Annotated in this window: 15 protein-coding genes; 13 read left to right on the top strand and 2 right to left on the bottom strand. The window is 69.6% G+C overall.

Going from position 1 to position 21,889, the window contains the following annotated elements; genetic code table 11:
• The first annotated feature begins 91 nt into the window (after positions 1-91).
• The 8 genes from lysW to DJ74_RS11035 all read left to right on the top strand — a co-directional run bounded on the left by lysW (position 92) and on the right by DJ74_RS11035 (position 10,143).
• The gene (lysW, locus tag DJ74_RS11070) at positions 92-280 is read left to right on the top strand and encodes a lysine biosynthesis protein LysW (protein WP_094522830.1); all 189 of its coding nucleotides are present in this window, start codon (positions 92-94) and stop codon (positions 278-280) included.
• 41 nt (positions 281-321) lie between these two features.
• A complete protein-coding gene (gene lysX / locus DJ74_RS11065; RefSeq protein WP_094527339.1) occupies positions 322-1,230 on the top strand; it encodes a lysine biosynthesis protein LysX in 909 nt (302 codons plus the stop codon).
• Positions 1,227-2,315 (top strand): N-acetyl-gamma-glutamyl-phosphate reductase, encoded by a 1,089-nt coding sequence (argC, locus tag DJ74_RS11060; RefSeq protein WP_094527288.1) that lies wholly within the window; start codon positions 1,227-1,229, stop codon positions 2,313-2,315. Before lysX ends, argC begins: the two co-directional genes overlap by 4 nt.
• Entirely contained in the window at positions 2,312-3,238 is a 927-nt protein-coding gene (locus DJ74_RS11055; RefSeq protein ID WP_094527287.1) for an acetylglutamate/acetylaminoadipate kinase, read from the top strand. Before argC ends, DJ74_RS11055 begins: the two co-directional genes overlap by 4 nt.
• Positions 3,235-4,362, top strand: a complete 1,128-nt coding sequence (locus tag DJ74_RS11050; RefSeq protein WP_094522824.1) for an aspartate aminotransferase family protein — start codon at positions 3,235-3,237, stop codon at positions 4,360-4,362. The genes DJ74_RS11055 and DJ74_RS11050 overlap by 4 nt, the downstream gene beginning before the upstream one ends.
• Positions 4,362-5,555, top strand: coding sequence for a [LysW]-lysine hydrolase (locus tag DJ74_RS11045; RefSeq protein ID WP_094527286.1), 1,194 nt, complete (start codon positions 4,362-4,364; stop codon positions 5,553-5,555). The genes DJ74_RS11050 and DJ74_RS11045 overlap by 1 nt, the downstream gene beginning before the upstream one ends.
• Positions 5,556-5,630: 75 nt before the next feature.
• Positions 5,631-6,530, top strand: coding sequence for an ornithine carbamoyltransferase (argF, locus tag DJ74_RS11040; protein ID WP_094527285.1), 900 nt, complete (start codon positions 5,631-5,633; stop codon positions 6,528-6,530).
• Between the two features lie 508 nt (positions 6,531-7,038).
• Entirely contained in the window at positions 7,039-10,143 is a 3,105-nt protein-coding gene (locus DJ74_RS11035; protein WP_094527284.1) for a hypothetical protein, read from the top strand.
• Positions 10,144-10,525: 382 nt separating this feature from the next.
• Here DJ74_RS11035 and DJ74_RS11030 read toward each other — a convergent pair whose 3' ends face one another.
• On the bottom strand, positions 10,526-11,707 hold the full coding sequence (locus tag DJ74_RS11030) for a twin-arginine translocase subunit TatC (protein ID WP_094527283.1): 1,182 nt from the start codon (positions 11,705-11,707) through the stop codon (positions 10,526-10,528).
• Positions 11,708-11,831: 124 nt separating this feature from the next.
• Here DJ74_RS11030 and DJ74_RS11025 point away from each other — a divergent pair, with 124 nt between their 5' ends.
• From DJ74_RS11025 to DJ74_RS11010, 4 genes are all read left to right on the top strand, one after another.
• A complete protein-coding gene (locus DJ74_RS11025) occupies positions 11,832-14,078 on the top strand; it encodes a twin-arginine translocase subunit TatC (protein WP_094527282.1) in 2,247 nt (748 codons plus the stop codon).
• 179 nt (positions 14,079-14,257) lie between these two features.
• Positions 14,258-17,209: an excinuclease ABC subunit UvrA gene (uvrA, locus tag DJ74_RS11020; protein WP_094527281.1), complete on the top strand. Its 2,952-nt coding sequence runs from the start codon at positions 14,258-14,260 to the stop codon at positions 17,207-17,209.
• Between the two features lie 97 nt (positions 17,210-17,306).
• A complete protein-coding gene (locus tag DJ74_RS11015) occupies positions 17,307-18,179 on the top strand; it encodes a hypothetical protein (protein WP_094527280.1) in 873 nt (290 codons plus the stop codon).
• Between the two features lie 117 nt (positions 18,180-18,296).
• On the top strand, positions 18,297-18,677 hold the full coding sequence (locus DJ74_RS11010; protein WP_094527279.1) for a RidA family protein: 381 nt from the start codon (positions 18,297-18,299) through the stop codon (positions 18,675-18,677).
• A 17-nt stretch (positions 18,678-18,694) separates the two neighbouring features.
• Here the strand turns inward: DJ74_RS11010 and DJ74_RS11005 are convergent, their stop codons facing one another.
• On the bottom strand, positions 18,695-20,704 hold the full coding sequence (locus tag DJ74_RS11005; RefSeq protein ID WP_094527278.1) for a helix-hairpin-helix domain-containing protein: 2,010 nt from the start codon (positions 20,702-20,704) through the stop codon (positions 18,695-18,697).
• Between the two features lie 104 nt (positions 20,705-20,808).
• Here DJ74_RS11005 and larE point away from each other — a divergent pair, with 104 nt between their 5' ends.
• A complete protein-coding gene (gene larE, locus DJ74_RS11000; RefSeq protein WP_094527277.1) occupies positions 20,809-21,834 on the top strand; it encodes an ATP-dependent sacrificial sulfur transferase LarE in 1,026 nt (341 codons plus the stop codon).
• Positions 21,835-21,889 lie beyond the last annotated feature (55 nt).

Raw genomic sequence — 21,889 nt, 5'->3', positions numbered from 1 at the left:
AACTGCTTCCGTTAGCGGCCGATCCATTTTATGTAAACTATCCAATAAGTTCGAAGCCTTTATCACCGTTCGCAGTCGAGTGTCTGCCACGATGACGACCGACACCGACACGCTGCTGGCAGAGGACCCGATCACGGGCGAGGAGATCGAGCTTCCGGCCGACGTCGAGGTCGGCGAGATCATCGACAGCCCGGTCACCGGGACCGAGCTGGAGGTCATCTCGCTGGACCCCGTCGTGTTAGAGGAGGCCCCCGAACTCGAGGAGGACTGGGGCGAGTAGATGGCGACGATCGCCGCGACCGCGACTCCCGAGTGGTCGACATGCGCGTAGGGATCCTCTACTCCCGGATCCGGAAGGACGAGAAGCTCCTGCTCAACGAGCTCCGCGACCGGGACCACGACGTCGAGAAGATCGACGTACGCAAGGAGCGGTTCGGCCTGGAGTCGACGACCGCGAACGTCGACGGCCTCGATCTGGTCGTCGACCGCTGCCTGTCGACGAGCCGCTCGCTGTACGCGGCGCGGTTCCTCGACAGCTACGGCGTCCCGGTCGTGAACGGCCCGGAGACGGGCGACGTCTGCGCCGACAAGGCGAAGAACTCGCTCGCGCTCGCCGAGGCGGACGTCCCGACCCCGGCGACCGAGGTCGCGTTCACGAAGGAGGCCGCGCTGGAGGCGATCGAGTCGTTCGGCTACCCCTGCGTGCTCAAGCCCGTCGTCGGCTCGTGGGGCCGGCTGATGGCGAAGATCGACACCCGGGACGCGGCCGAGGCGATCTTAGAGCACAAGGAGACGCTCGGCCACTACGAGCACAAGGTGTTCTACGTGCAGGAGTTCGTCGACAAGCCCGGCCGCGACATCCGCGTGCTGGCGGTCGACGGCGAGCCGATAGCCGCGATGACTCGGTCGTCTGACCACTGGCTCACGAACGCCGCGAAGGGCGGCGAGACGGCGTCGTTCGACCTCGACGACCGCGCGCTGGAGCTGGTCGAGCGCGCGAGCGAGGCGGTCGGCGGCGGGATGCTCGGTGTCGACCTGATGGAGGTCGGCGGGACCGACTCCGGCGAGTACACCGTCCACGAGGTGAACCACACCGTCGAGTTCAAGGCGCTCGACGCGGCCACCGACGTCGACGTCCCCGCGGAAGTCGTCGACTGGCTGGAGGCGAAGGCCGCCGCGGCCGCCGACGGCGACGCCGCGGACGACGACGCCACGGAGGCGACCGCATGACGGCGGAGTCCGGAGCGACCGCCGCGGACGACGCGACGCCCGACGAGACGTACACCGCGAGCGTCGTCGGCGGCACCGGGTTCACCGGCGGCGAGCTGCTGCGGCTCCTCGCCGGCCACCCCGCGTTCGACGTGGTGCAGGCCACGTCGCGGTCGGCGGACAACATGACCGTCGGCCGGTCGCATCCGAACCTGCGCGGGCTCGACCTGCGTTTCTCCGACCCGGACAACTTGGAGTCCGTCGACGTGCTCTTCTCGGCGACGCCGCACGGCGTCTCGATGGGGCGGATCGACGAGTACTTCGAGGTCGCCGACACCGTCGTCGACCTCTCGGCCGACTTCCGGCTGCCCGAGGCCGACGCCTACGACGAGTGGTACGACGGCCACGAGTCGCCGGAGTACCTGGAGCGCGCGGAGTACGCGCTCCCCGAGATCAACCGCGAGAACCTCCCCGGCGCCGACCTGATCGCCGGCGGGGGCTGCAACGCGACGGCGACGATCCTCGGGCTGAAGCCGCTCGTGGACGCCGGCGCGCTCGGCCCGGACGCGGGCGAGGTCGTCGTCGACGTGAAGGTCGGCTCCTCGGAGGGCGGCGCCGGCGGCGGCGCGGCCTCCTCGCACCCGGAGCGCTCCGGCGTGGTCCGCCCGTACGCCCCGACCGGACACCGCCACGAGGCGGAGATCGAGGCGTACCTCGGACTCGACGTCTCCTTCACCGTCCACGCGGTCGACATGGTGCGCGGCGCGAGCGCGACCTGCCACGTCTTCCCCGACGAGCCGGTCTCGAAGGGGGACCTGTGGACGGCGTACCGCGGCGCGTACGCCGACGAGCCGTTCATGCGGATCGTCTCCGGCGGGGGCGGCGTCTACCGTTACCCAGAGCCGAAGTCGGTCGCGGGCACGAACCACGGCGAAGTCGGCTTCGAGCTCGACCCCGGCAACCGGCGCGTCGTCGTCTTCTCGGCGATCGACAACATGACCAAGGGGTCGGCGGGCCAGGCGGTCCACGCGGCGAACGTCGCGCTCGGACTGCCGGAGACCGCCGGTCTCGAGTTCGGGGGACTCCACCCGGTGGGATCGCCATGAGTGGCGGGCGCGACGCGACGGTCGCGGTCGCCGACGGCGGGGGCGACCCCGCCGACGAGCCCCCCGTCGTCGTCAAGATCGGCGGCGCGAAGGCGGTCGACCCGGCCGGCGCGGTCGGCGACGTCGCCCGCCTCGCCGCCGACGGGCGGCGGATCGTCGTCGTCCACGGCGGCTCCACGGTCGTCGACGAGACGATCGAGCGGCTCGGCATGGAGCCGGAGTACGTCGAGTCCGCCTCCGGCGTCACGGGCCGGTTCACCGACGCGGACGCGATGGAGGCGTTCACGATGGCGATGGCCGGGAAGCTCAACACGGAGCTGACCGCCCGGTTCCGCGAGGCCGGCGTCGACGCGGTCGGCCTCTCGGGCGTCGACGGCGGGCTCCTCTCGGGGCCCCGCAAGTCGGCGGTCCGCGTGGTCGAGGACGGGAAGAAGAAGATCCGCCGCGGCGAGCACTCCGGGCGGATCGAGTCGGTGAACGCCGGTCTCCTCTCGGGACTGCTCAGCGACGGCTACACTCCCGTCGTCTCGCCCCCGATGGAGGGGAGAGAGAGCGACGGCGGCGTCACGCCGGTCAACGCCGACGCCGACCGGGCGGCCGCCGCGGTCGCCGGCGCGCTCGGCGCCGACCTCGTCCTGCTGACGGACGTGGCGGGCGTGTACGCTGACCCCGACGACCCCGACACGCTGATCGAGTCGGCGTCGACGCCCGACGAGCTGGCGGCGGTCGAGGACGCCGCCGAGGGGTTCATGGGCAAGAAGGTGATGGCCGCGACGGAGGCGCTCTCCGGCGGCGCCGGGCGCGTCGTCGTCGCCGACGCCAACGTCAACGACCCGATCGTCGCCGCGCTCGGCGGCGAGGGGACGGCGATCGAGCGGTCGGCGGTCGCAGATCAGGCCGAGAGCGGAGGTGAGACCGCGTGAGCGGCTTCGTCTTCTCGGAGAAGCCGATCGAGATCGCCTCGGGCGACGAGGTGTACGTCACGGACACCAACGGCACCGAGTACCTCGACTTCGGGGCGAGCTACGCCTGCACGCCGGTCGGTCACTGCCACCCCGAGGTCGTCGACGCCGCGACGAGCCAGCTGGAAGAGCTCATGTACGTGCAGGCGTCGTACCCGCACGCGGCGCGGACGGCGCTGTACGAGCGGCTCGCCGAGACTGGGCCGGTCGACGTCGACAACGTCTGGCTCTGTAACTCCGGCACGGAGGCCAACGAGGCCGCGCTGAAGTTCGCCCGGCACGCGACGGGCCGCGAGAAGATCGTCGCGACGACCCAGGGGTTCCACGGTCGGACGATGGGCGCGCTCGCGACCACCTGGAAACAGAAGTATAAGAACGGGTTCGAGCCGCTCGCGGGCGGCGTCGAGTTCGTCGAGTACGGCGACGCCGAGGCGATGCGCGAGGCCGTCGACGACGAGACCGCCGCGGTGATCCTGGAACCCCTCCAGGGCGAAGGCGGGATCAACCCCGCCGACACCGAGTACCTGCAGGCGGTCCGCGTCGCGACGGCGACGTCGGGCGCGGCGATGATCCTCGACGAGATCCAGACCGGGCTCGGCCGCACGGGGTCGCTATGGGCGGCCGATAAGCACGACGTCGTCCCGGACGTCCTCACGACCGCGAAGGGGCTCGGCAGCGGGCTCCCGATCGGCGCGACGCTGTGCCGCGACTGGATCGCCGAGGACGCCGGGAACCACGGCTCGACGTTCTCGGGCGGGCCCGTGGTGTCGGCGGCGGCAGGCGCCACGCTCGACGTCATCGAGCGCGAGGGGCTCCCGGACCACGCCGCCGAGGTCGGCGCGTACCTCCGCGGGCAGGTCGAGGAGCGCCTCGGCGACGAGGTCCGCGACGTGCGCGGCGACGGCCTGATGATCGGCATCGAGGTGAAGCGCGGCTCGAACCGCCTGCTTCGCGACCTCGCGATCGACCACCAGATCCTCGCGCTGCCGGCGGGCCGGACCGTGTTGCGCCTGCTCCCGCCGCTGACGATCGAGCGCGAGCACGCCGACGCGGTCGTCGACGCCCTCGCGGAGGTGATCGGGTGATGGCGACCGGGAAGGGACGCGAGAGCGGCGCGGAGTCGGACGCCGAGGACGCGGCGGCCGAGTCGTCCGCGGCCGGGACCGACGTCGTCGCCGGCGGGGGCTACCCCGCCGCCTGCGACACGCCGGCCCGGAAGCTGCTGTACGACATGGTGTCGATCCCCTCGCCCTCGGGCGAAGAGGAGCGGGCCGCGGAGCGGCTCGTCGACTTCTTCGAGGCGAACGGTCGGGACGCGTGGGTCGACGACGGCGGGAACGTCCGGGCGCCCGCCGACGACGCCGTCCTCCTGACCTCGCACGTCGACACGGTCCCGGGCGACATCCCGGTCGAGGTGCGGGCGGCGCCCCCCGAAGGCGAACTGCCCGAACCGTCCGACGTCCGCGTCGGCAAGCCCGGCGAGCCCGTGCTGTGGGGTCGCGGGGCGGTCGACGCGACGGGACCGCTGGTCTCGATGGCGGTCGCGGCGGTGAAGACGGGCGTCTCGTTCGTGGGCGTCGTCCGCGAGGAGGTCGACTCCGGCGGCGCGAGACACCTCATCGACGACCGCGACGCGCCGGAGGCGGTGATCAACGGCGAGCCCTCCGGCTGGGCCGGGATCACACTCGGCTACCGCGGCCTGCTCGAGGGGACGTACGTGAACACGAGCGAGTCGGGCCACTCCTCGCGGCCGGAGCCGAACGCGATCCAGCACGCGATCGACTGGTGGCACGGCGTCGAGGAGGCGTTCACCCCCGAGGACCCGGAGACCGCGGTGTTCGATCAGGTGACGACCAAGCCCATCTCGATCGACGGCGGGCTGAGCGACGACGGGCTCGCGGTGGAGACGACGATGGACGTCCAACTGCGGGTGCCGCCCTCCCGACCGGTCGACGAGATCCACGAGCTCGCGGAGGCGGAGCTGTCGACCGGGTCGGTCCACTGGGGCGACCCGATGCCGCCCGTGATGGAGAGCCCGCGGACCGGCCTGGCGCGGGCGTTCCGCGTCGCGATCCGGGGCGCCGGCGGCGACGTGCGCCTGCTCCGGAAGACCGGGACGAGCGACATGAACCTCTTCGCGGCGGCGTGGGACTGCCCGATGGTCACCTACGGCCCCGGGAACTCGGACCTGGACCACGCGCCGGACGAGCGGCTCCCGCTCTCCGAGCTGGACCGCGCCGTGACCGTCCTGACCGACGTCTGTCGGAAGCGACTGTAACCCGACGCCTCGCGAGCACCGACACGCGACCGTTTTCGAACGACACCACGGACCACACGCACCACACACCACACGATGCCACTCGCCACCGACGACTTCCTCGACATCGACGACGTGACGCCCGCCGAACTGGACGCCCTGCTCGACCGCGCCGCCGCGATGAAGGCGGGCGAGACCGACCCCCGACTGGGCGACGCGACGCTCGGGATGATCTTCGAGAAGCCCTCGACGCGCACGCGGGTCTCCTTCGAGACGGGGATGACCCGGCTCGGCGGCCACGCGATGTTCCTCGGGCCGGACGACATCCAGCTCGGCCACGGTGAGCCGCTGAAGGACACCGCGCGCGTGCTCGGCCGGTACGTCGACGGCGTGATGGCCCGGCTGTTCGACCACGGGGACGTCGAGACGCTCGCCGAGTACGCCGACTGCCCCGTGATCAACGGGCTCACCGACGAGGCGCACCCCTGCCAGACGCTCGCCGACCTGCTCACCATCCGCGAGACGGTCGGAGAGGACGCCACCGTCGCGTGGGTCGGCGACGGCAACAACGTCGGGCAGTCGTTCGTCGTCGGCGCCGCGATGGCCGGCGTCGACGTCTCCGTCGCCACCCCAGCCGACTACGGGATGGACCCCGACGTCTTCGACCGCGCCGCCGAGTTCGGCGCGGACGTGGAGCCGACCACGGACCCCGAGGCCGCGATCGACGGCGCCGACGTCGTCTACACCGACGTGTGGATCTCGATGGGGCAGGAGGACCTGCGCGAGGAGAAGCTCGCCGCCTTCGACGGGTTCCAGCTGAACGCGGACCTGCTGGCGGGCACCGACGCGAAGGTGATGCACTGCCTGCCCGCGCACCGCGGCGAGGAGGTCACCGACGACGTGCTGGAGTCAGACCGCGCCCTCGTCTGGGACCAGGCGGAGAACCGGATGCACGCGCAGAACGCGCTGCTCGTCGAACTGCTCGGCGGGGAGTGAGGAGGAGCGGAAGCCGAGCGTGGCACGGGACTATTGATAAGTGATGTGCGGTGGCGCGTGCCTGCGAGCGCCCCACGGCCGCGAGCAGCACGCACGAGGGAGGCGGCGAACGTAGTGAGCCGCGGGGTAGGGGGGCGTGAGGTACGGGGCGGTGCAGTCGGGTGAGACTCAAGGAGACAGCGGCGAGGACGAGGCGCAACGAATGAGATTGCTGGCGGTCAAACCAAGAGATCAGCCACTGGTTTCTCGCCATTGCGCTGGTCGAACCCGGTTGCCAGAGCCGGTCTGTGCAGCCGAAAATTCGTTAAGCGATTTACCAAACGCTCCTCTATCACCGAATCGGGTGAAAGCCGGGTATCCACCGGTTAGCACGTTTCTAACAGCGGGCGTTCTCTGAACGCTCCGATTAGCTTAAGACGGATAGGTGAACAATTGAGGTTCTTATCACATGAATTATCTGATGAAGTGTCAAATAATTATATAATGTGCGACAGTGTCGTTTGTTAACATGGTAGAACAGCTATCAGGGCGAGTGGCAGCTTCGCACGAATGGGGCGAACTCGAGCTACCGTCGGCAGCATCCGACCGGGTCGTGCTCGCGTCGATCGACACGTACGCCGGCCACAACACCGCCGACGTCCGCATGCGGAACGCCGAGTCCGAGACGATGGAGCTGTTCGTCGAGGAGGAGCGGTCGGCGGACGACGAGATCAGACACAACGTCGAAGAGATCGGCTTCTTCGCGACCGAGGCCGGCCCGATTACTGACCAATCGGGGACGACCATCGGCGAGGCCGGAGTCGTCACGACCGACCAGACCGACGAGGGCGAGTGGCACACCGTTAGCCTAGAACGGGAATTCACGAGCCCGGTCGCGTTCGCGCAGGTGATGAGCTACAACGGCTCGGACCCGTGTCACGTCCGGCTCCGATCGGTCAGCGGCGGCTACGGTTCCGAGTTCGAGTTCCAGATTGAGGAGTGGAATTACCTCGACGGCCAGCACACCACCGAGCGGATTGGGTACGTCGTGCTGGAGTGGGGGACCCACCAGCTCGACGGCGGCGTCCCGCTCGTGGTCGGGACGAGGTCCGAGACGGATGCCTGGTCGGACGCCCTCTTCGGCGAGGACCTCGGAACAGACCCGGTACTCATTACGCGGTGTCAGACCCGGAACGGAGCTCATGAGGTCGTCACGCGGAATCGCCGCGTCTCCGGGTCCGGTGCGGCGGTCCGGCTGCAGGAGGAGGAGGCACGCGGCGGCGCCCACGTGAGCGAGACGGTCGGCTACCTCGCGATGCCGCAGCTCCGCTCGGCGATGCCCGCCGAGCACGTCGCTACCACGCACGAGAGAGCGGGTGTCCGTTTCTCCGGGTCCAGACCGTCCGACCCCGTCGTGCTCGCGTCGATCGACACGTACAACGGGACCGACACCGCCGACGTTCGGCTGCGAAACGTCCACCGCGGCGGGATGGAGCTGTTCATCGAGGAGGAGGCCTCGAAGGACGACGAGATGAACCACAACGAGGAGGCGATCGGCTACCTCAGGACCGGGACCGGACCGCTGTACGACGACGCCGGCGCCCGGATCGGCGAAGCGGGCGTGCTCAGAACCGACCAGCCGGGGCGCGGAGAGTGGCATGCGGTCGATCTCGAGGGGAGCTACGCGAACCCGGTCGCGTTCGTGCAGGTGATGAGCCACAACGGTTCGAACCCGTGTCACGGCCGCATCCGAAACGTCTCCGCGAACCGGTTCGAGTTCCAGATCGAGGAGTGGGATTACCTCGACGGGCGACACGACGAAGAGGAGATCGGGTACGTCGTGATCGAGGAAGGCGTCCACGACCTCGCCGGCGGTGAGACCGTCGAGGTCGGGACGACACGGGGCGACGACGGCTGGACGAACGTCGGCTTCGGCGGCCCGGTCGGACACAGCCCGGTCTTGGTGTCGCGATCGCAGACGTATAACGGGACGAACGAGATCGTCACGCGACACCGGAACGTGTCGGCGAGCGGCGCGGAGATCCGCGTGCAGGAAGAACAGGGTCGTGACGACGAACACAAAACCGAGACGATAGGATACGTCGCCGCACCGCGGAGCACGCCCCCCGTCACGACGGGGCTCGTGGAGGCGACCGAGGAATGGGTCGACAGCAGCCTAGCCGGCGTGCCGTCGACCGACCCGGTTGCGCTCGCATCGGTCGAGACGTTCAACGGCGGTAATCCTGTGGGGGTTCGGATGCGCAACGTCGGCTCCAGCGGGTTCGAGCTGTTCCTCGAGGAGGAGCAGTCCGCTGACGACGACATGGCTCACACGATCGAGGACGTCGCGATCTTCGCGACAGCCAGTGGGCGGATCCACGACGACGCCGACACGCTCATCGGCGAGGCCGGCGTACTCGCGACAGACCAACCCGATCGTGAGACGTGGCACACCGTGTCTCTCGATGGCAGTTACGCGAACCCGGTCGCGTTCGCGCAACTCATGACGTACAACGGGGAGAACCCGTCGCACACCCGCATACGGAACGTCGACTCGGGCTCGTTCGACGTCAAGATCGAGGAGTGGAACTACCTCGACGGCAGCCACGATCGAGAGGAGATCGGGTACGTCGTACTCGAGGAAGGCGTCCACGAGCTCGAGGGCGAGCTCCCGATCGAGGCCGGCACCACGGTCGCGGACCACGAGTTCGACGACGACGAGGACAACAACGACTACTCGTACGCCGAGACGTTCGAGTGCAACCCGGTCCTCGTCAGTCACTGCCAGACGTACAACGGATGGCACGAAATCGTCACGCGAAATCGCAATGTGAACAGGCGCGGCGCCGATGTCCGGGTTCAAGAGGAGGAGAACCGCGACGGCGCCCACAACGACGAGACGATCGGCTACTTAGTCGCGCCGCAGCTCGTGCTCGGCAATCGCCGCCCGATCGACGAGTTCCGGCCGAGCTGTCACGGCTTCGAATTCGGCAACTCGTTCAACGAGATGCCGAACATCCCGGATCTGCCGGCGAACATCGACAACCAGATCGAGAACATCGACCGAGAGTACGGGCTGTGCGGCGGAATGGCTCTGGCCGCCAAGGACTTCTTCATGCACGACCGGGCGATTCCGGAGGGAGTAAGGACGCCCCAGTCCGGTCGGCTGTTCAACTACCTCTGGGAGCGCCAGCTCGATACGTTCGACCACGCCAGCGGATGGAACGACCTCGCGAAGTTCCTCAAGTTCTACCTCCCGTCGACGTTCACACGCGCCAAGTCCGTCTCGGAGTTCCGCCGGGTGAAGGACGCGCTCGACACCGGCCGGCCCGTCGTGGTCGGACTCGTGTACGTCCGCGCGGGTGACGGCCAACTCTGGGACAACCACCAGGTGCTCGCGTACGACTACACGGAGTCGGGCGGCAAGACGTATATCAATATCTACGACCCGAATCACCCCGGCGCTAACGACGTCGTCATCCGCGTCGACGTCGAGGACCAGAACTGGTACGACCCGGCGCCCGGCGGTGCCAAGATCAGCGCCGAACAGCGGCGCGGTAACACCAAACAGCACAACGTCATCGGGATGATCTACATGGACAAGCCGGCACAGAACCCGCCACAGAGCCTGTGAGATCGAGCCGCACGGGGCGGCGGCAAACCGACTGAACCGGATCTCAAGGGGCATCGGGCCCCACCGGTCACGGCTCCGTAAGCGACGGGAGCTCACCGACGTATCCCAGCCTCTCCCCCTTCGTCGATCGCGAATCAGCCATCGGAGAGCACGTCGACCGTGTCGTTTGGCGCCTCCAAGGCGATACCGACGAGGAGCGACCGCGTCCAGAGATAGGCGACGTCCGGGACTTATCTTCGGACTTATTTGCCTGATCGAACTTGCGAGTGATTCCGTCTGACACGCGCGCACCGTGTTCGCGTTCGACCGACACTAGGGATTCAGTACCGAAACCGATCCACCGTATGGGGGTACTAACGAGGCCAGAAATTCGAACCGCGATCTAGTTCCCGGTCCAGCGCAGTATCGCGAGCGTCCCCTCGTACAGGGCGATCATCGTGAGCGTCACGATGATCGGCGCCATCCCGGTCGGGTCGGGGCTGAACAGGAACGCGATCCCGAGGAACGCCCCCCAGAACAGCAGGCGCTTCGCCTCCAGCCACTGCCGGGTGACGAGGTTCATCATGATCGCGAGCATGATGAACAGCGGGATCTGGAAGACGATCGCCATGAACGCGAGCATGATGACGATGAGGTTGAACGTCTCCGCGAGCCCGAACGCGATCGTCGCGGCGTCGGAGGTGTAGGTGGTGAAATACGAGAAGATGGCGGGCAACACGAGGAAGTGCGCGAACGCGATGCCGATCCCGCCGAGAATGAGGCTCGTCGGGACCGCCGCGAGGTAGTAGCGCCGCTCGTTCTCGTAGAGGCCGGGCTTCATGAACCGGTAGGTCTGGTAGACGAACGCCGGGAGCCCGACGACGACGCCCGCGAGCCCGGCGACCTTCAGCCGCGTGAGCGGGAGTTCGAGGGGGCCGTACAGCCGCGGGCGGTTCTCCAGCGGCGCGGGAATGTGGTAGCTCCAGAAGTAGTTGATGAGCTCCGTCGACTCCGTCACCACGACGAGCGTCGCGAGCCCGCCGAAGAGGAAGACGACGGCGAGCCGCCGCATCATCTCCTCGATGTGGGCCGCCAGCGGCATCTCCTCGTCCGACTCCGGCGCCTCTAACCCCTCGAAGGAGTCGTCGGCGCCGTCGTCCACGATCGTGGCGTCCTCGACCGCACCGGCCGCGGCCGCGTCCTCGGCCGTCGCCGGCGTCCCGCCGTCGCCGAGGCTCTCCGCGGTCGCGGCGTCGTCGTCGGGGACGAAGGACGGATCGTCGGGGTCCTCGCTCTCGTCTCGCTCGCCCGTCTCACCGGTGGCGTCGTCAGCGCCGTCGGTCCCGCTCCCGTCTTCGTCGTCGGTCGCATCGGCGTCCTCGGCCGCGTCGCCGGCCTCGTCCGTGTCCGAGTCCCCGTCGACTTCGGTCGTGACTTCCGGGGACACCTCGGGCTCGACGGAGTCCGTCCCGACGGAGTCCGGCTCGTCTCCGCCCGTGTCGGTGCCGCCGTCGCTGGTGGCGTCGTCGACCGAGCCGTCCTCGGGGGCCGATGGCTCGTCGCGCGACCGGTCCGAGTCGTCCATTCACTTCACCTACGCGACCGGGCGACTATAGGCCTTTTCGGATGGAGCCGAGCGCGACCCCGCGGCTCGCGGCGCGCGGGGCGGGTCGAAAAGGTTGATAACGGGGACGGACATCCCCTTTCGTATGGCGAGTGCCCTCGACGAGGATACCCAGCAGTCGCTCGCGGAGGGACGCGAGTCGGCGAAGGCGTTCCTGCGGTCGATCCAGAAGGACCTTCAGAAGGTGTTCGTCGTCTTCCTGCTGGGTTTCCTCGCGACGTTCTGGGCGCTCCGCACGTACATCTGGGAGTTCCTGTACACCGTCACCAAGTCGAACATGTCGCCCGCGGTCGCCGCCGAGGCCGACGTCATCGCGACCACCCCGTTCGAGGTGATCCTCCTCCAGGCGAAGATCGGACTGATCGTCGGCGCTATCGTCGCGATCCCGCCGCTGATCTACGTCTCCCGCGACGAGCTCCGCGCCCGCGGCGCGTGGCCGCAGTCGCCGATCCCGCGCTGGAAGCTCGCGGGGATCGGCCTCCTCGGCGGCGGCCTGTTCAGCGTCGGCGTCGGCTACGGGGTGTACGCGTTCTTCCCGATCATGTTCTCCTTCCTGGCCGGCTTCGGGCTGGAGGCGGGGATCCAGCCGACGTACTCCATCGTCATGTGGACGGAGTTCATCGTCTTCCTCTCGCTGTCGTTCGGCCTCGCCGGTCAGATGCCGCTCCTGATCACCGGGCTCTCGTACTCGGGGATCGTCCAGTACGAGACGTTCCGCGACAAGTGGCGCTACGCGGTCGTCGCCATCTTCGTCTTCGGCGCGGTGTTCTCGCCGCCGGACCCGTTCACGCAGCTGATGTGGGCGTTCCCGCTGATCGCCCTCTACGGCTTCAGCCTCTACCTCGCGAAGCTCGTCGTGACGGCCCAGCGGAGCTCCGACCGCATCGACGTGCTCGGCGCGGCCCGGAACCACTGGAACGTCGTCGGCGGCGCGGCCGTCCTCGGCGGCGGGCTCGTGTACGCCTTCTACGAGTACGGCGGTCGGACCGCGGTCAACGACCTCCTCCGGCTGGTCAACAGCGACTGGCGGTTCCTCGAACCGGGCGCCGGCCTCGGCGTCGACACCGCGACCGCCGCGGGGATCTACGCCGCCGTCTGGGCGCTGGTGTTCGTCGCCGTCGCGACGCTGTGGGCCGTCTACGCCGACCTCGACACGACGAGCGCGGGGTACCAGTACGGCGATCCGGCCGCGATCGACGTGGGCGAACTCGACGCCGCGGGCGTCCGGGCCGCGCCCGCCGCCGCCTTCGCGGAGATGGACGAAGAGGAGTCGCTCGCGCTCGCGCAGGCCGCCATCGACGACGACGACCCGACGAAGGCGCAGGCGATCCTCGACCGCTTCGACGAGGTGAACGGGGACGGCGACGGCGGAGACGAGAGCGCCGACGGCGACGAGAGCGGCGACGCCGACGCGACCGGGTCGGGCGGGACCGGCGGCGCGGGCGGCGGCGACCAAGGCGGGCTGATGGGGACGATGCAGGACCGGACCTCGCGCGCGAGTTCGACGTTCCTCTCCGAGCTCACCGACGGCGAGGAGGAGGAGGCCGAAGACGACATCGGGGGGTACTACACCGACCTCAAGTTCATCTTCGACTCGCTACGCTCGCGGTCGTTCCGGCTCGTCGCCGTCTTCGGTTCGGTGATGGCGGCGGCGTTCACGTGGCTGTACCTCGGCGGGCTCGAGACGGTGCGCAACGACCTCGAACGGCGCGTCCCGGCCGAGGTCGAGGGCGGGATCAACATCATCACGCTCCACCCCGTCGAGGCGCTGATATTCATGGTGAAGTTCTCGATCCTGCTCGGGATCGTGGCGGTGTTCCCGGTCGCGCTCTACTACGCGTGGCCGTCCCTCCGCGAGCGCGGCTTCGTCGCCGGACGGATCTGGAAGGTGTACCTCTGGGCGGGCGCCCTGCTCGGCGGGCTCCTCGGCGGCTTCGCGCTCGGGTATGCCTACATCGCGCCGGGGCTCATCGGCTGGCTCGTGACCGACGCGCGGCTCGCGGACATGGTGATAACCTACCAGGTGAGCGACTTCCTCTGGCTCGTCGTCTACACGACGATCGGGATCGGCTTCCTCGCCGACATCCCCATCGCCATGATCCTGCTGAACAACGCCGGCGTCCCCTACCGCGTCTTCCGGAGCCGCTGGCGCGAGGTCACCGTCGGGATCATGCTGTTCGCGGCGGTGTTCACCCCCGCGGACGTGATCACGATGATCCTCGCGACGCTCCCGCTGATGGCGGCGTACGGGGTCGGCGTCGGCCTGCTGTTCCTCGTCACGTTCGGCGGGCGCCGGAACCTCTCGCCGCCCTCGCGGGTCATCGAGCCCTGACCGGCGCTGGCGTCGGGGGTAGCTGAGCGCGGGCGTCGGGTAGCTGGGCGCGGGCGTCAAGGGTAGCTGAGCGCGGCCGTCGAGGCCGACCGAGCGCGGGTACCGCGGCCCGCGAGACCGAGCGAGGCGCCGCCGCGACCGACGAGTATTCCCGCGCGCGCACGCTATGAGCGGACGAAATGAGTAAGGACTACATCGAGGTCCGCGGCGCCGAGGAACACAACCTCAAGGACCTCGACGTCCGGATCCCGCGCGAGGAGTTCACCGTCGTCACCGGGCTCTCCGGGTCGGGGAAGTCGTCGCTCGCGTTCGACACGGTGTACGCCGAGGGACAGCGCCGGTACATCGAGTCGCTGTCGGCGTACGCCCGTAACTTCCTCGGGCAGATGGACAAGCCGCAGGTGGAGGCCGTCGAGGGGCTCTCGCCCGCGATCTCCATCGACCAGAAGAACGCCGCGAACAACCCCCGCTCGACCGTGGGAACCGTCACCGAGCTGCACGACTACCTCCGACTGCTGTACGCCCGGATCGGGACCCAGTACGACCCCGTCACCGGCGAGGAGGTCGGCGAGCAGTCCGCGCAGGATATGGTGAGCCAGATCCTCGAACTGCCCGAGGGGACCCGCGCGAAGATCGCCGCGCCGGTCGTCCGCGACCAGAAGGGCGCCTTCGAGGAGCTGTTCGAAGAGCTGGTCTCTGACGGGTACGCCCGCGTCGAGGTCGACGGCGAGCCCGTCGACCTGACGCTCGACGACCCCGAGCTCGACCAGAACTACGACCACACCATCGACGTGATCGTCGACCGCGTGACCGTCTCGCCAGACGCTCGCTCGCGGATCACCGACTCCGTGGAGACCGCCTTGGAGGAGGCCGGCGGCGCGCTCAAGCTGATCGTCCCGGAGCCGCCGGCGGACGTCCCCTTCGCCTCCAACACGCGCTCGACCGGGTCGCTCGCCGAGGACGCCGACGGCGACGACCGACTGGTCGTCGAGTTCTCCGAGGAGCTCGGCAACCCCAACTCCGACTTCCAGTTCTCCGAGATCGAGACGCGCTCGTTCTCCTTTAACAGCCCGTACGGTGCCTGTCCCGAGTGCGAGGGGATCGGCTCCACGAAGGAGGTCGACGAGGACCTCGTGGTCGAGGACCCCTCGAAACCCCTCAAACACGTCTTCGAGCCGTGGAGCTACGACCGCACCTACTACTCCCGCCAGCTCGACAACGTCGCCGACCACTTCGGCGTCTCGCTGGAGACGCCCTTCGAGGCGCTCGACGAGGGGATCCGGCGGCAGTTCCTCTACGGCACCGACGGCCTCGTCCACTTCGAGTGGAGAACGAAGAACGGCACCCGCGAGAAGACCGAGCGGTTCGAGGGCGTCATCCCGAACTTAGAGCGACGCCACGTCGAGACCGACTCCGAGCGCGCCCGCGACCACATCGAGGAGTTCATGGCCGTGACGACGTGCCCGGAGTGCGAGGGCACCCGTCTGAAAGAGCAGTCGCGCCACGTGCTCGTCGACGGCACGCCGATCACCGAAGTGAACCAAATGTCGATCGCCGACGCCCGGGCGCACTTCGAGGGGATGGAAGACCGGCTCGGCGAGCGCGACACGACGATCGCCGAGGAGATCTTAAAAGAGATCCGCGCGCGGCTCGGCTTCATGGAGGAAGTCGGCTTGGAGTACCTCACGCTCGACCGCGAGGCGTCGACGCTCTCCGGCGGCGAGAGCCAGCGCATCCGGCTCGCGACGCAGGTCGGCTCCGGGCTCGTCGGGGTGCTGTACGTCCTCGACGAGCCGTCGATCGGGCTCCACCAGCGCGACAACGACCGTCTGCTCGACACGCTCACCGGGCTCCGCGACCTCGGGAACACCCTCGTCGTCGTCGAGCACGACGAGGAGACGATGCGCCGCGCGGACGAGATCATCGACATGGGGCCCGGCCCCGGTAAGCGCGGCGGCGAGGTGGTCGCGCAGGGCGACTTCGACGACATCGTCGCGGCCGACGAGTCGGTCACCGCCGACTACCTCGCGGGCCGAGAAGAGATCCCGGTGCCCGAGGAGCGCCGCGAGCCGGACGGCGAACTGACCGTGCGGGGCGCCCGCCAGCACAACCTCACGGACCTCGACGTATCGATCCCGCTGGGCACGCTGACGACCGTCACGGGCGTCTCCGGCTCCGGGAAGTCGACGCTGGTCCACGACGTCCTTTATAAGGGGCTCGCCCGCGAGATGAACGACAACACTTCGGTCGACCCCGGCGAGCACGACGCGATCGAGGGGATCGAGAACGTCGAGACGGTGCGGCTCATCGACCAGTCGCCCATCGGGCGGACGCCGCGCTCGAACCCCGCGACGTACACCGACGTGTTCGACTACGTCCGCGAGCTGTTCGCGGAGACGAAGCTCTCCAAGCGCCGCGGCTACGAGAAGGGTCGCTTCTCGTTCAACGTGAAGGGCGGGCGCTGCGAGGAGTGCGGCGGCCAGGGGACCGTGAAGATCGAGATGAACTTCCTCTCGGACGTGTACGTCCCCTGCGAGCAGTGCGGGGGGGCGCGCTACAACGACGAGACGCTCGACGTCACGTATAAGGGCGCGACCATCTCCGACGTGCTCGACATGAGCGTCGAGGAGGCGTACGACTTCTTCGAGAGCCACCAGGGGCTCCAGCGCCGCCTGAAACTGCTGAAAGACGTCGGGCTCGGCTACATGGAGCTCGGTCAGCCCTCCACCACGCTCTCGGGCGGGGAGGCCCAACGCGTGAAGCTCGCCGAGGAGCTCGGCAAGAAGGCGACGGGGGACACCCTCTACCTCCTCGACGAGCCGACGACGGGGCTCCACAAGGAAGACGAGCGCAAGCTGATCGACGTGCTCCACCGCCTCGTCGACGGCGGCAACACCGTGGTCGTCATCGAGCACGAGCTCGACTTGGTGAAGAACGCCGACCGCATCGTCGACCTCGGGCCCGAGGGCGGCGAGGGCGGCGGCGAACTCGTCGCCAGCGGGACCCCGGAGGCCGTGGCCCGCGAGGACGACTCTCACACGGGGCGGTACCTCCGGGACCTGCTCCCCGACGTCGACATCGCCGGGCCGCGCGACGACCGTCGGAAGCCCGCGGCCGCGGACGACGACTGAGCGTCGGAGCGCCGAAGGGCGCGCGGGCGTCTCTGCGGTGAGATTCCGGGCGAAATTGGGAAAATCGTTTTGTTTCAACTATCCGTGGTGTCCCGGTATGGAACGACGTTCGTTCCTCTCTGCGGGCGGCGTAGCGGTCCTCGCGCTCGCGGCCGGACGCACCTCCATCGCCGGCGGCGTCGACGCCGACGGCCCCACGACGGTCGTCGAGGAGTACTACCGGCGGGCGAGCGCGGCCGGAGACACCGAGGCCTTCGCGGACGACGTCCGCGACCTCGCGCACGGCGCGTCTCCGCTCTCGCGTCTCGCCGAGGACGTGCCGATGGCGTTCGACGCCACTCTCCGCCAGGAGCTCGCGGACGCGGCGGTCGTCGCGGAGGACGTCTCGGCCGACCGGATCCGGTCGATCTCCGACTTCCTCGCCGCGTCGCTCGACGATACGGAGGTCGAATCGATCGCGGCGGAGAACGCCGTCGTCTCGGCGATCGTCGCGGACGACGGGGTCGACGGCGGCGAGTTCGAGCTCCGGTGGCTGGTCGCGACCGACGACGACGAGTGGCGGCTCGTGTGGCCCGGCGAACCCGAGGGGCCGGCGGCGGTCGTCAGGGAGTTCTACCGTCGGGCCGAGGCGGCCGAGAGCGCCGAGGCGTTCGCGGACGACGTCGACGAGCTCTCCCACCCCGTCTCACCGCTGTCCGACGTGGCGGCGGACGTTCCGGGCTTCTTCGACGGGGCTCGGCGACAGGACCTCGCCGACGCCGAGGTCGTCTCGAGGGACGTCGGCGCCGAGCGAATCAGGGGCGTCTCCGACTTCTTCAACGCCTGGGTGGACGACGAGGCCGTCGAGGCGATCGCCGCGGAGAACGCCGTCGTTGCGGTGACCCTCGACGGCGACCGGAGCGCGAACGGCACCGAGTTGGAGTGGCTCGTCGCGACCGCCGGCGACGAGTGGCGCCTCGTCTGGCTCTGAACGGTCCCGCCGAGTCGGTCGCGGGTCGTCGGCCGGCGCCGGCGATACCGGTCATCGGGCGATCCGACCTGTGAGCGACCCGCATCTTGATACCTCGGCACGCCGTCGCTCCGACCGATGCGAGAGATAACGACAGACGACGTGCCGGAGGCCCTCGGCCCGTACTCGCAGGGGATCGTCTCCGGCGACACGGTCCACGTCTCGGGGAAGACGGGCGTGGACCCCGACACGGGCGAGGCGCCCGAATCGGTCGCCGAACAGACGACGCAGACGCTCGAAAACGTCGCCGCGATACTGGAGGCGGCCGGGACGACGCCGGACCGCATCGTGTCGGCGACCGCCTACCTCACCGACATGGACGACTACGACGCGGTGAACGAGGCGTACCGGTCGTTCCTCTCGGAGCCGTACCCGGCGCGGACCTGCGTCGAGGTGTCCCGGCTCCCCTCGCCGCTCGACGTCGAGATCACGGTCACGGCGGAGCTGGGCGACGACTGAGGACGACCGCTCCCTGGTCAGAACTTCTCCAGTAAGTCCCCGTAGAACTCGGTGTCGCGGTCGCCGGCGAGCTTCTCGACGATGAGCTCCGGGGTCGACCGCGCGAGGTGTCCTTTCCGCGGGGAGCGGTTCACCCGCAGTTCGCCGTCGACGAGCCCCTCGGCCTCGATCCCGTCGACGGCGACGTCGAAGTCGGCCGCGTCGCGGATCTCGCGGGCGAGGTGGGAGACGAAGACGGCGGTCGCGTTCTGCCCGTCGAGCGCCTCCAGGATGCCCGCGATGATCTTCGCGGAGGCGCCGGGCTCGGTGATCGACTCCAGTTCGTCGACGAGGACGAGCCGACCGTCGGCGCCCTCGACGAGGTCGCCGAAGTCGCGGAGAGTCGCCTCGAACGCGCCCGCGTCGAGGGTGCCCTGCGACTTCGCGTAGTAGTGGATCTCCTCGAAGCGCTCGACCCTCACCGACGCGGCGGGGACGGGCATCCCCATCTGGGCGAGCACGACGACGAGGGCCACGAGGTCCAGCGTGGACGTCTTCCCGCCGGAGTTGACGCCAGAGAGCAGCGTCGCGCCAGACACCGCGTAGTCGACCGGCTCGGCGTCGGCGAAGTCGACGTCGAGGAGGGGGGAGCGACCGCCCTCGATCCGGAAGCCCGAGTCGGACGACTCGGGACCGACCACCTCGGGCAGGACGCAGTCGAAGTCGGCGGCGAACCGCGCGATCGCGAGCTCCACGTCGAGTTCGAGGGCGTCCCGGACGAGGTCCTCGACGGGCTCGCGGAGCTCGCCGAGGTCGCTCGCCAGCTCGGCCTTCAGCCGGGCCGCGCGCCGGTCGCGCGCGGCGGTCAATTCGTTCTTGAGCCGGGAGACGGCCGTTTCGTCGTGGTCGACCGGAAACGAGGGGTCGCCGCCGAAGACGCGGTCTGCGAGCTCCGCCTCCTCGGGCGCCAGACGGAGCGCGTCGGCGAGGTGCTCGCGGGCGCGGGCCATCGCCTCGTCGTACTCGTCGGCGAGCTCGCGGTCAAGCAGGGAGTCGACGCGGGCGCCCTGCTCGACGAGGGAGAGGAAGTCGGTCCCCTCGATCGTCACGTCTCGCTCGCGGATCGCCTCTCGGAGGCGGTCGTCGGCGACCGACTCCGCGGTCGACACCGCGGCGTCGAGGTCGTCGACGGCGGCTGTCAGTCGGGTCAGCTCCTCGTCGCCCACGACGGTTCCGTCGTCGTCGAGCCGGGCGAGGGCGTCGCGGAGACGGTCTGGGTCCGCGGCGGGATCGCCGTCAGAGACGGGGTCGCCCGCGGTCGCGGCCGCCTCGTGGACCGCCGCGGCCGCCTCCAGCCGCTCGCGGTTCGCGGCGAAGAAGGAGAGCAGGCGCTCAGGCACGGTCTCGGCGGGCTCATCGAGCGCGTTCGGGCGAACGTGGACGTCGCCCTCGACGTCGAGCCCCGCGAACTCCTCGTCGAGGACGATCACGGTCGCGTACGACCGGGCGAGCTCGGAGACGTCGCGGGCGTTCTCGACGGTCTCGACCGACAGCTCCGGGGCGGCGGACTCCGCGCGGGCGAGCGTCTCGGCGTCGGCGGTCGCGAGACAGCGGTCTCGCACCCGGACCGTCGGCGGGTCGGCGAGGGGCTCGACGCCGGCGAGCGCCTCGCGGACCGCGGGGACGGGATCGCGCTCGATCGCCGCCTCGACGAACGACTGCGCCTCCTCGATCCGCGAGGCGGATGCGCTCGGATAAAAGGTCTCCAGCCGCTTGGCGGCGTAGTCGGTGACGGTGCGCTCGCGCAGCAGGTCGATCGCCTCTCGGTACACCTCGCGGGCGCGGTCGGTCGCCAGCACGCGGCCGTCGTCGCCGTGTCGCCGGCGGATCGCGCCGCGGGCGATCCGGGCCGCGCGGGCCTCGTTGACGCCGGGCGCGCGGGCGATCGCGGCGACGTCTCCCGACTCGACGGTCCCGGCGGGATCGTCGAGGTCGCGCAGCGCGTCCGCCGTCTTCGCCCCGACGCCGGGGATCGCCTCCAGATCCATCTACTCGCCGCTATCGCGGCGACGCGCAAAAGGATGGGGGGTCGCGATCCCGTCTCCGCGCCGCGGCCGACGCGCTTTTTCCCGCCGCCCGCGAACGCGGGGCCATGAGCCATCACACCCTCGCCGCCGACGGGGACGCGCTCGACCCGGAGACGGCGGCGAAGGCGGCGGCCGCCCGCGACGCCCTCGCCGAGCGCGACGGGGTCCTCGTCGCCTTCTCGGGCGGCGTCGACTCCGCGGTCGTCGCCGCGCTCGCGCGCGACGCCCTCGGCGACGACGCGGTCGCCTGCACGGCGCGGAGCGAGACCCTGCCCGCCGCGGAGCTCGACGACGCGAATCGAGTCGCGGGCGAGATCGGGATCCGCCACGAGACGGTCACCTTCTCAGAGCTCGACGACCCGAACTTCGTCGCCAACGACGGCGACCGGTGTTACCACTGCCGCACCATGCGGCTCGGCCGAATGTACGATGCGGCCAAGGAGCTGGGCATCGGCACCGTCTGCGACGGGACCAACGCCGACGACCCCGGCGAGGGGCATCGCCCCGGCCTGCGGGCGGTCGAGGAGCTGGACGTGTTCTCGCCGCTGTTGGACGCCGGGATTTCGAAGGCGGAGGTGCGGGCGATCGCGGACGCGTACGGTCTGTCGGTCGCCGACAAGCCGTCGATGGCGTGTCTCTCCTCGCGGATCCCGACCGGGCTGGAGGTGACGGAGGAGCGTCTCACTCGGGTGGAGAAGGCCGAGCGAGTGCTCCGCGAGTGGGGGTTCGAGGGGTTCCGCGTCCGCGACCACGACGGGCTGGCGCGCGTCGAGATCGCGCCGGACGAGTTGGAGCGCGCGCTCGACCCCGCGTTCGCCGACGCGGTCCACAAGCACCTGACCGACCTCGGCTTCGACTACGTCACCCTCGACATGGCCGGCTACCGGACCGGGAGCGTGAGCCCGGGCGGCGAGGAGGGAGACGAGGGGAAGGGCGGCGACAAGGAGGGCAGCGAGGGGGGCGTCGACGAGGACGGCGACGACGAGGGCGGCGGCGAGGGGGGCGTCGACGACGAGGGCGAAGAGGATGCGGAGAGCGGCGGCGAAGATGGAAGCAGTGGCCTCGACCTCGGGCGGCAGTACCCGCGCTGATCGGCGGGATCGGGCGGCGGTCGACGAGGCGCCGACCCGGTCGTGTTAACTTAAG

This window comes from Halorubrum sp. Ea8, assembly GCF_002252925.1.
Lineage (GTDB): Archaea > Halobacteriota > Halobacteria > Halobacteriales > Haloferacaceae > Halorubrum.
The sequence above is the reverse complement of the archived record's forward strand: the minus strand, read 5'-3'. Positions and strand labels throughout refer to the sequence as shown.

Bases quoted from the DNA above. Each gene is read 5' to 3' on its own strand.
- lysW (WP_094522830.1), top strand. From the start codon at position 92: ATGACGACCGACACCGACACGCTGCTGGCAGAGGACCCGATCACGGGC.
- lysX (WP_094527339.1), top strand. From the start codon at position 322: ATGCGCGTAGGGATCCTCTACTCCCGGATCCGGAAGGACGAGAAGCTC.
- argC (WP_094527288.1), top strand. From the start codon at position 1,227: ATGACGGCGGAGTCCGGAGCGACCGCCGCGGACGACGCGACGCCCGAC.
- DJ74_RS11055 (WP_094527287.1), top strand. From the start codon at position 2,312: ATGAGTGGCGGGCGCGACGCGACGGTCGCGGTCGCCGACGGCGGGGGC.
- DJ74_RS11045 (WP_094527286.1), top strand. From the start codon at position 4,362: ATGGCGACCGGGAAGGGACGCGAGAGCGGCGCGGAGTCGGACGCCGAG.
- argF (WP_094527285.1), top strand. From the start codon at position 5,631: ATGCCACTCGCCACCGACGACTTCCTCGACATCGACGACGTGACGCCC.
- DJ74_RS11035 (WP_094527284.1), top strand. From the start codon at position 7,039: ATGGTAGAACAGCTATCAGGGCGAGTGGCAGCTTCGCACGAATGGGGC.
- DJ74_RS11030 (WP_094527283.1), bottom strand. From the start codon at position 11,707: ATGGACGACTCGGACCGGTCGCGCGACGAGCCATCGGCCCCCGAGGAC.
- DJ74_RS11025 (WP_094527282.1), top strand. From the start codon at position 11,832: ATGGCGAGTGCCCTCGACGAGGATACCCAGCAGTCGCTCGCGGAGGGA.
- uvrA (WP_094527281.1), top strand. From the start codon at position 14,258: ATGAGTAAGGACTACATCGAGGTCCGCGGCGCCGAGGAACACAACCTC.
- DJ74_RS11015 (WP_094527280.1), top strand. From the start codon at position 17,307: ATGGAACGACGTTCGTTCCTCTCTGCGGGCGGCGTAGCGGTCCTCGCG.
- DJ74_RS11010 (WP_094527279.1), top strand. From the start codon at position 18,297: ATGCGAGAGATAACGACAGACGACGTGCCGGAGGCCCTCGGCCCGTAC.
- DJ74_RS11005 (WP_094527278.1), bottom strand. From the start codon at position 20,704: ATGGATCTGGAGGCGATCCCCGGCGTCGGGGCGAAGACGGCGGACGCG.
- larE (WP_094527277.1), top strand. From the start codon at position 20,809: ATGAGCCATCACACCCTCGCCGCCGACGGGGACGCGCTCGACCCGGAG.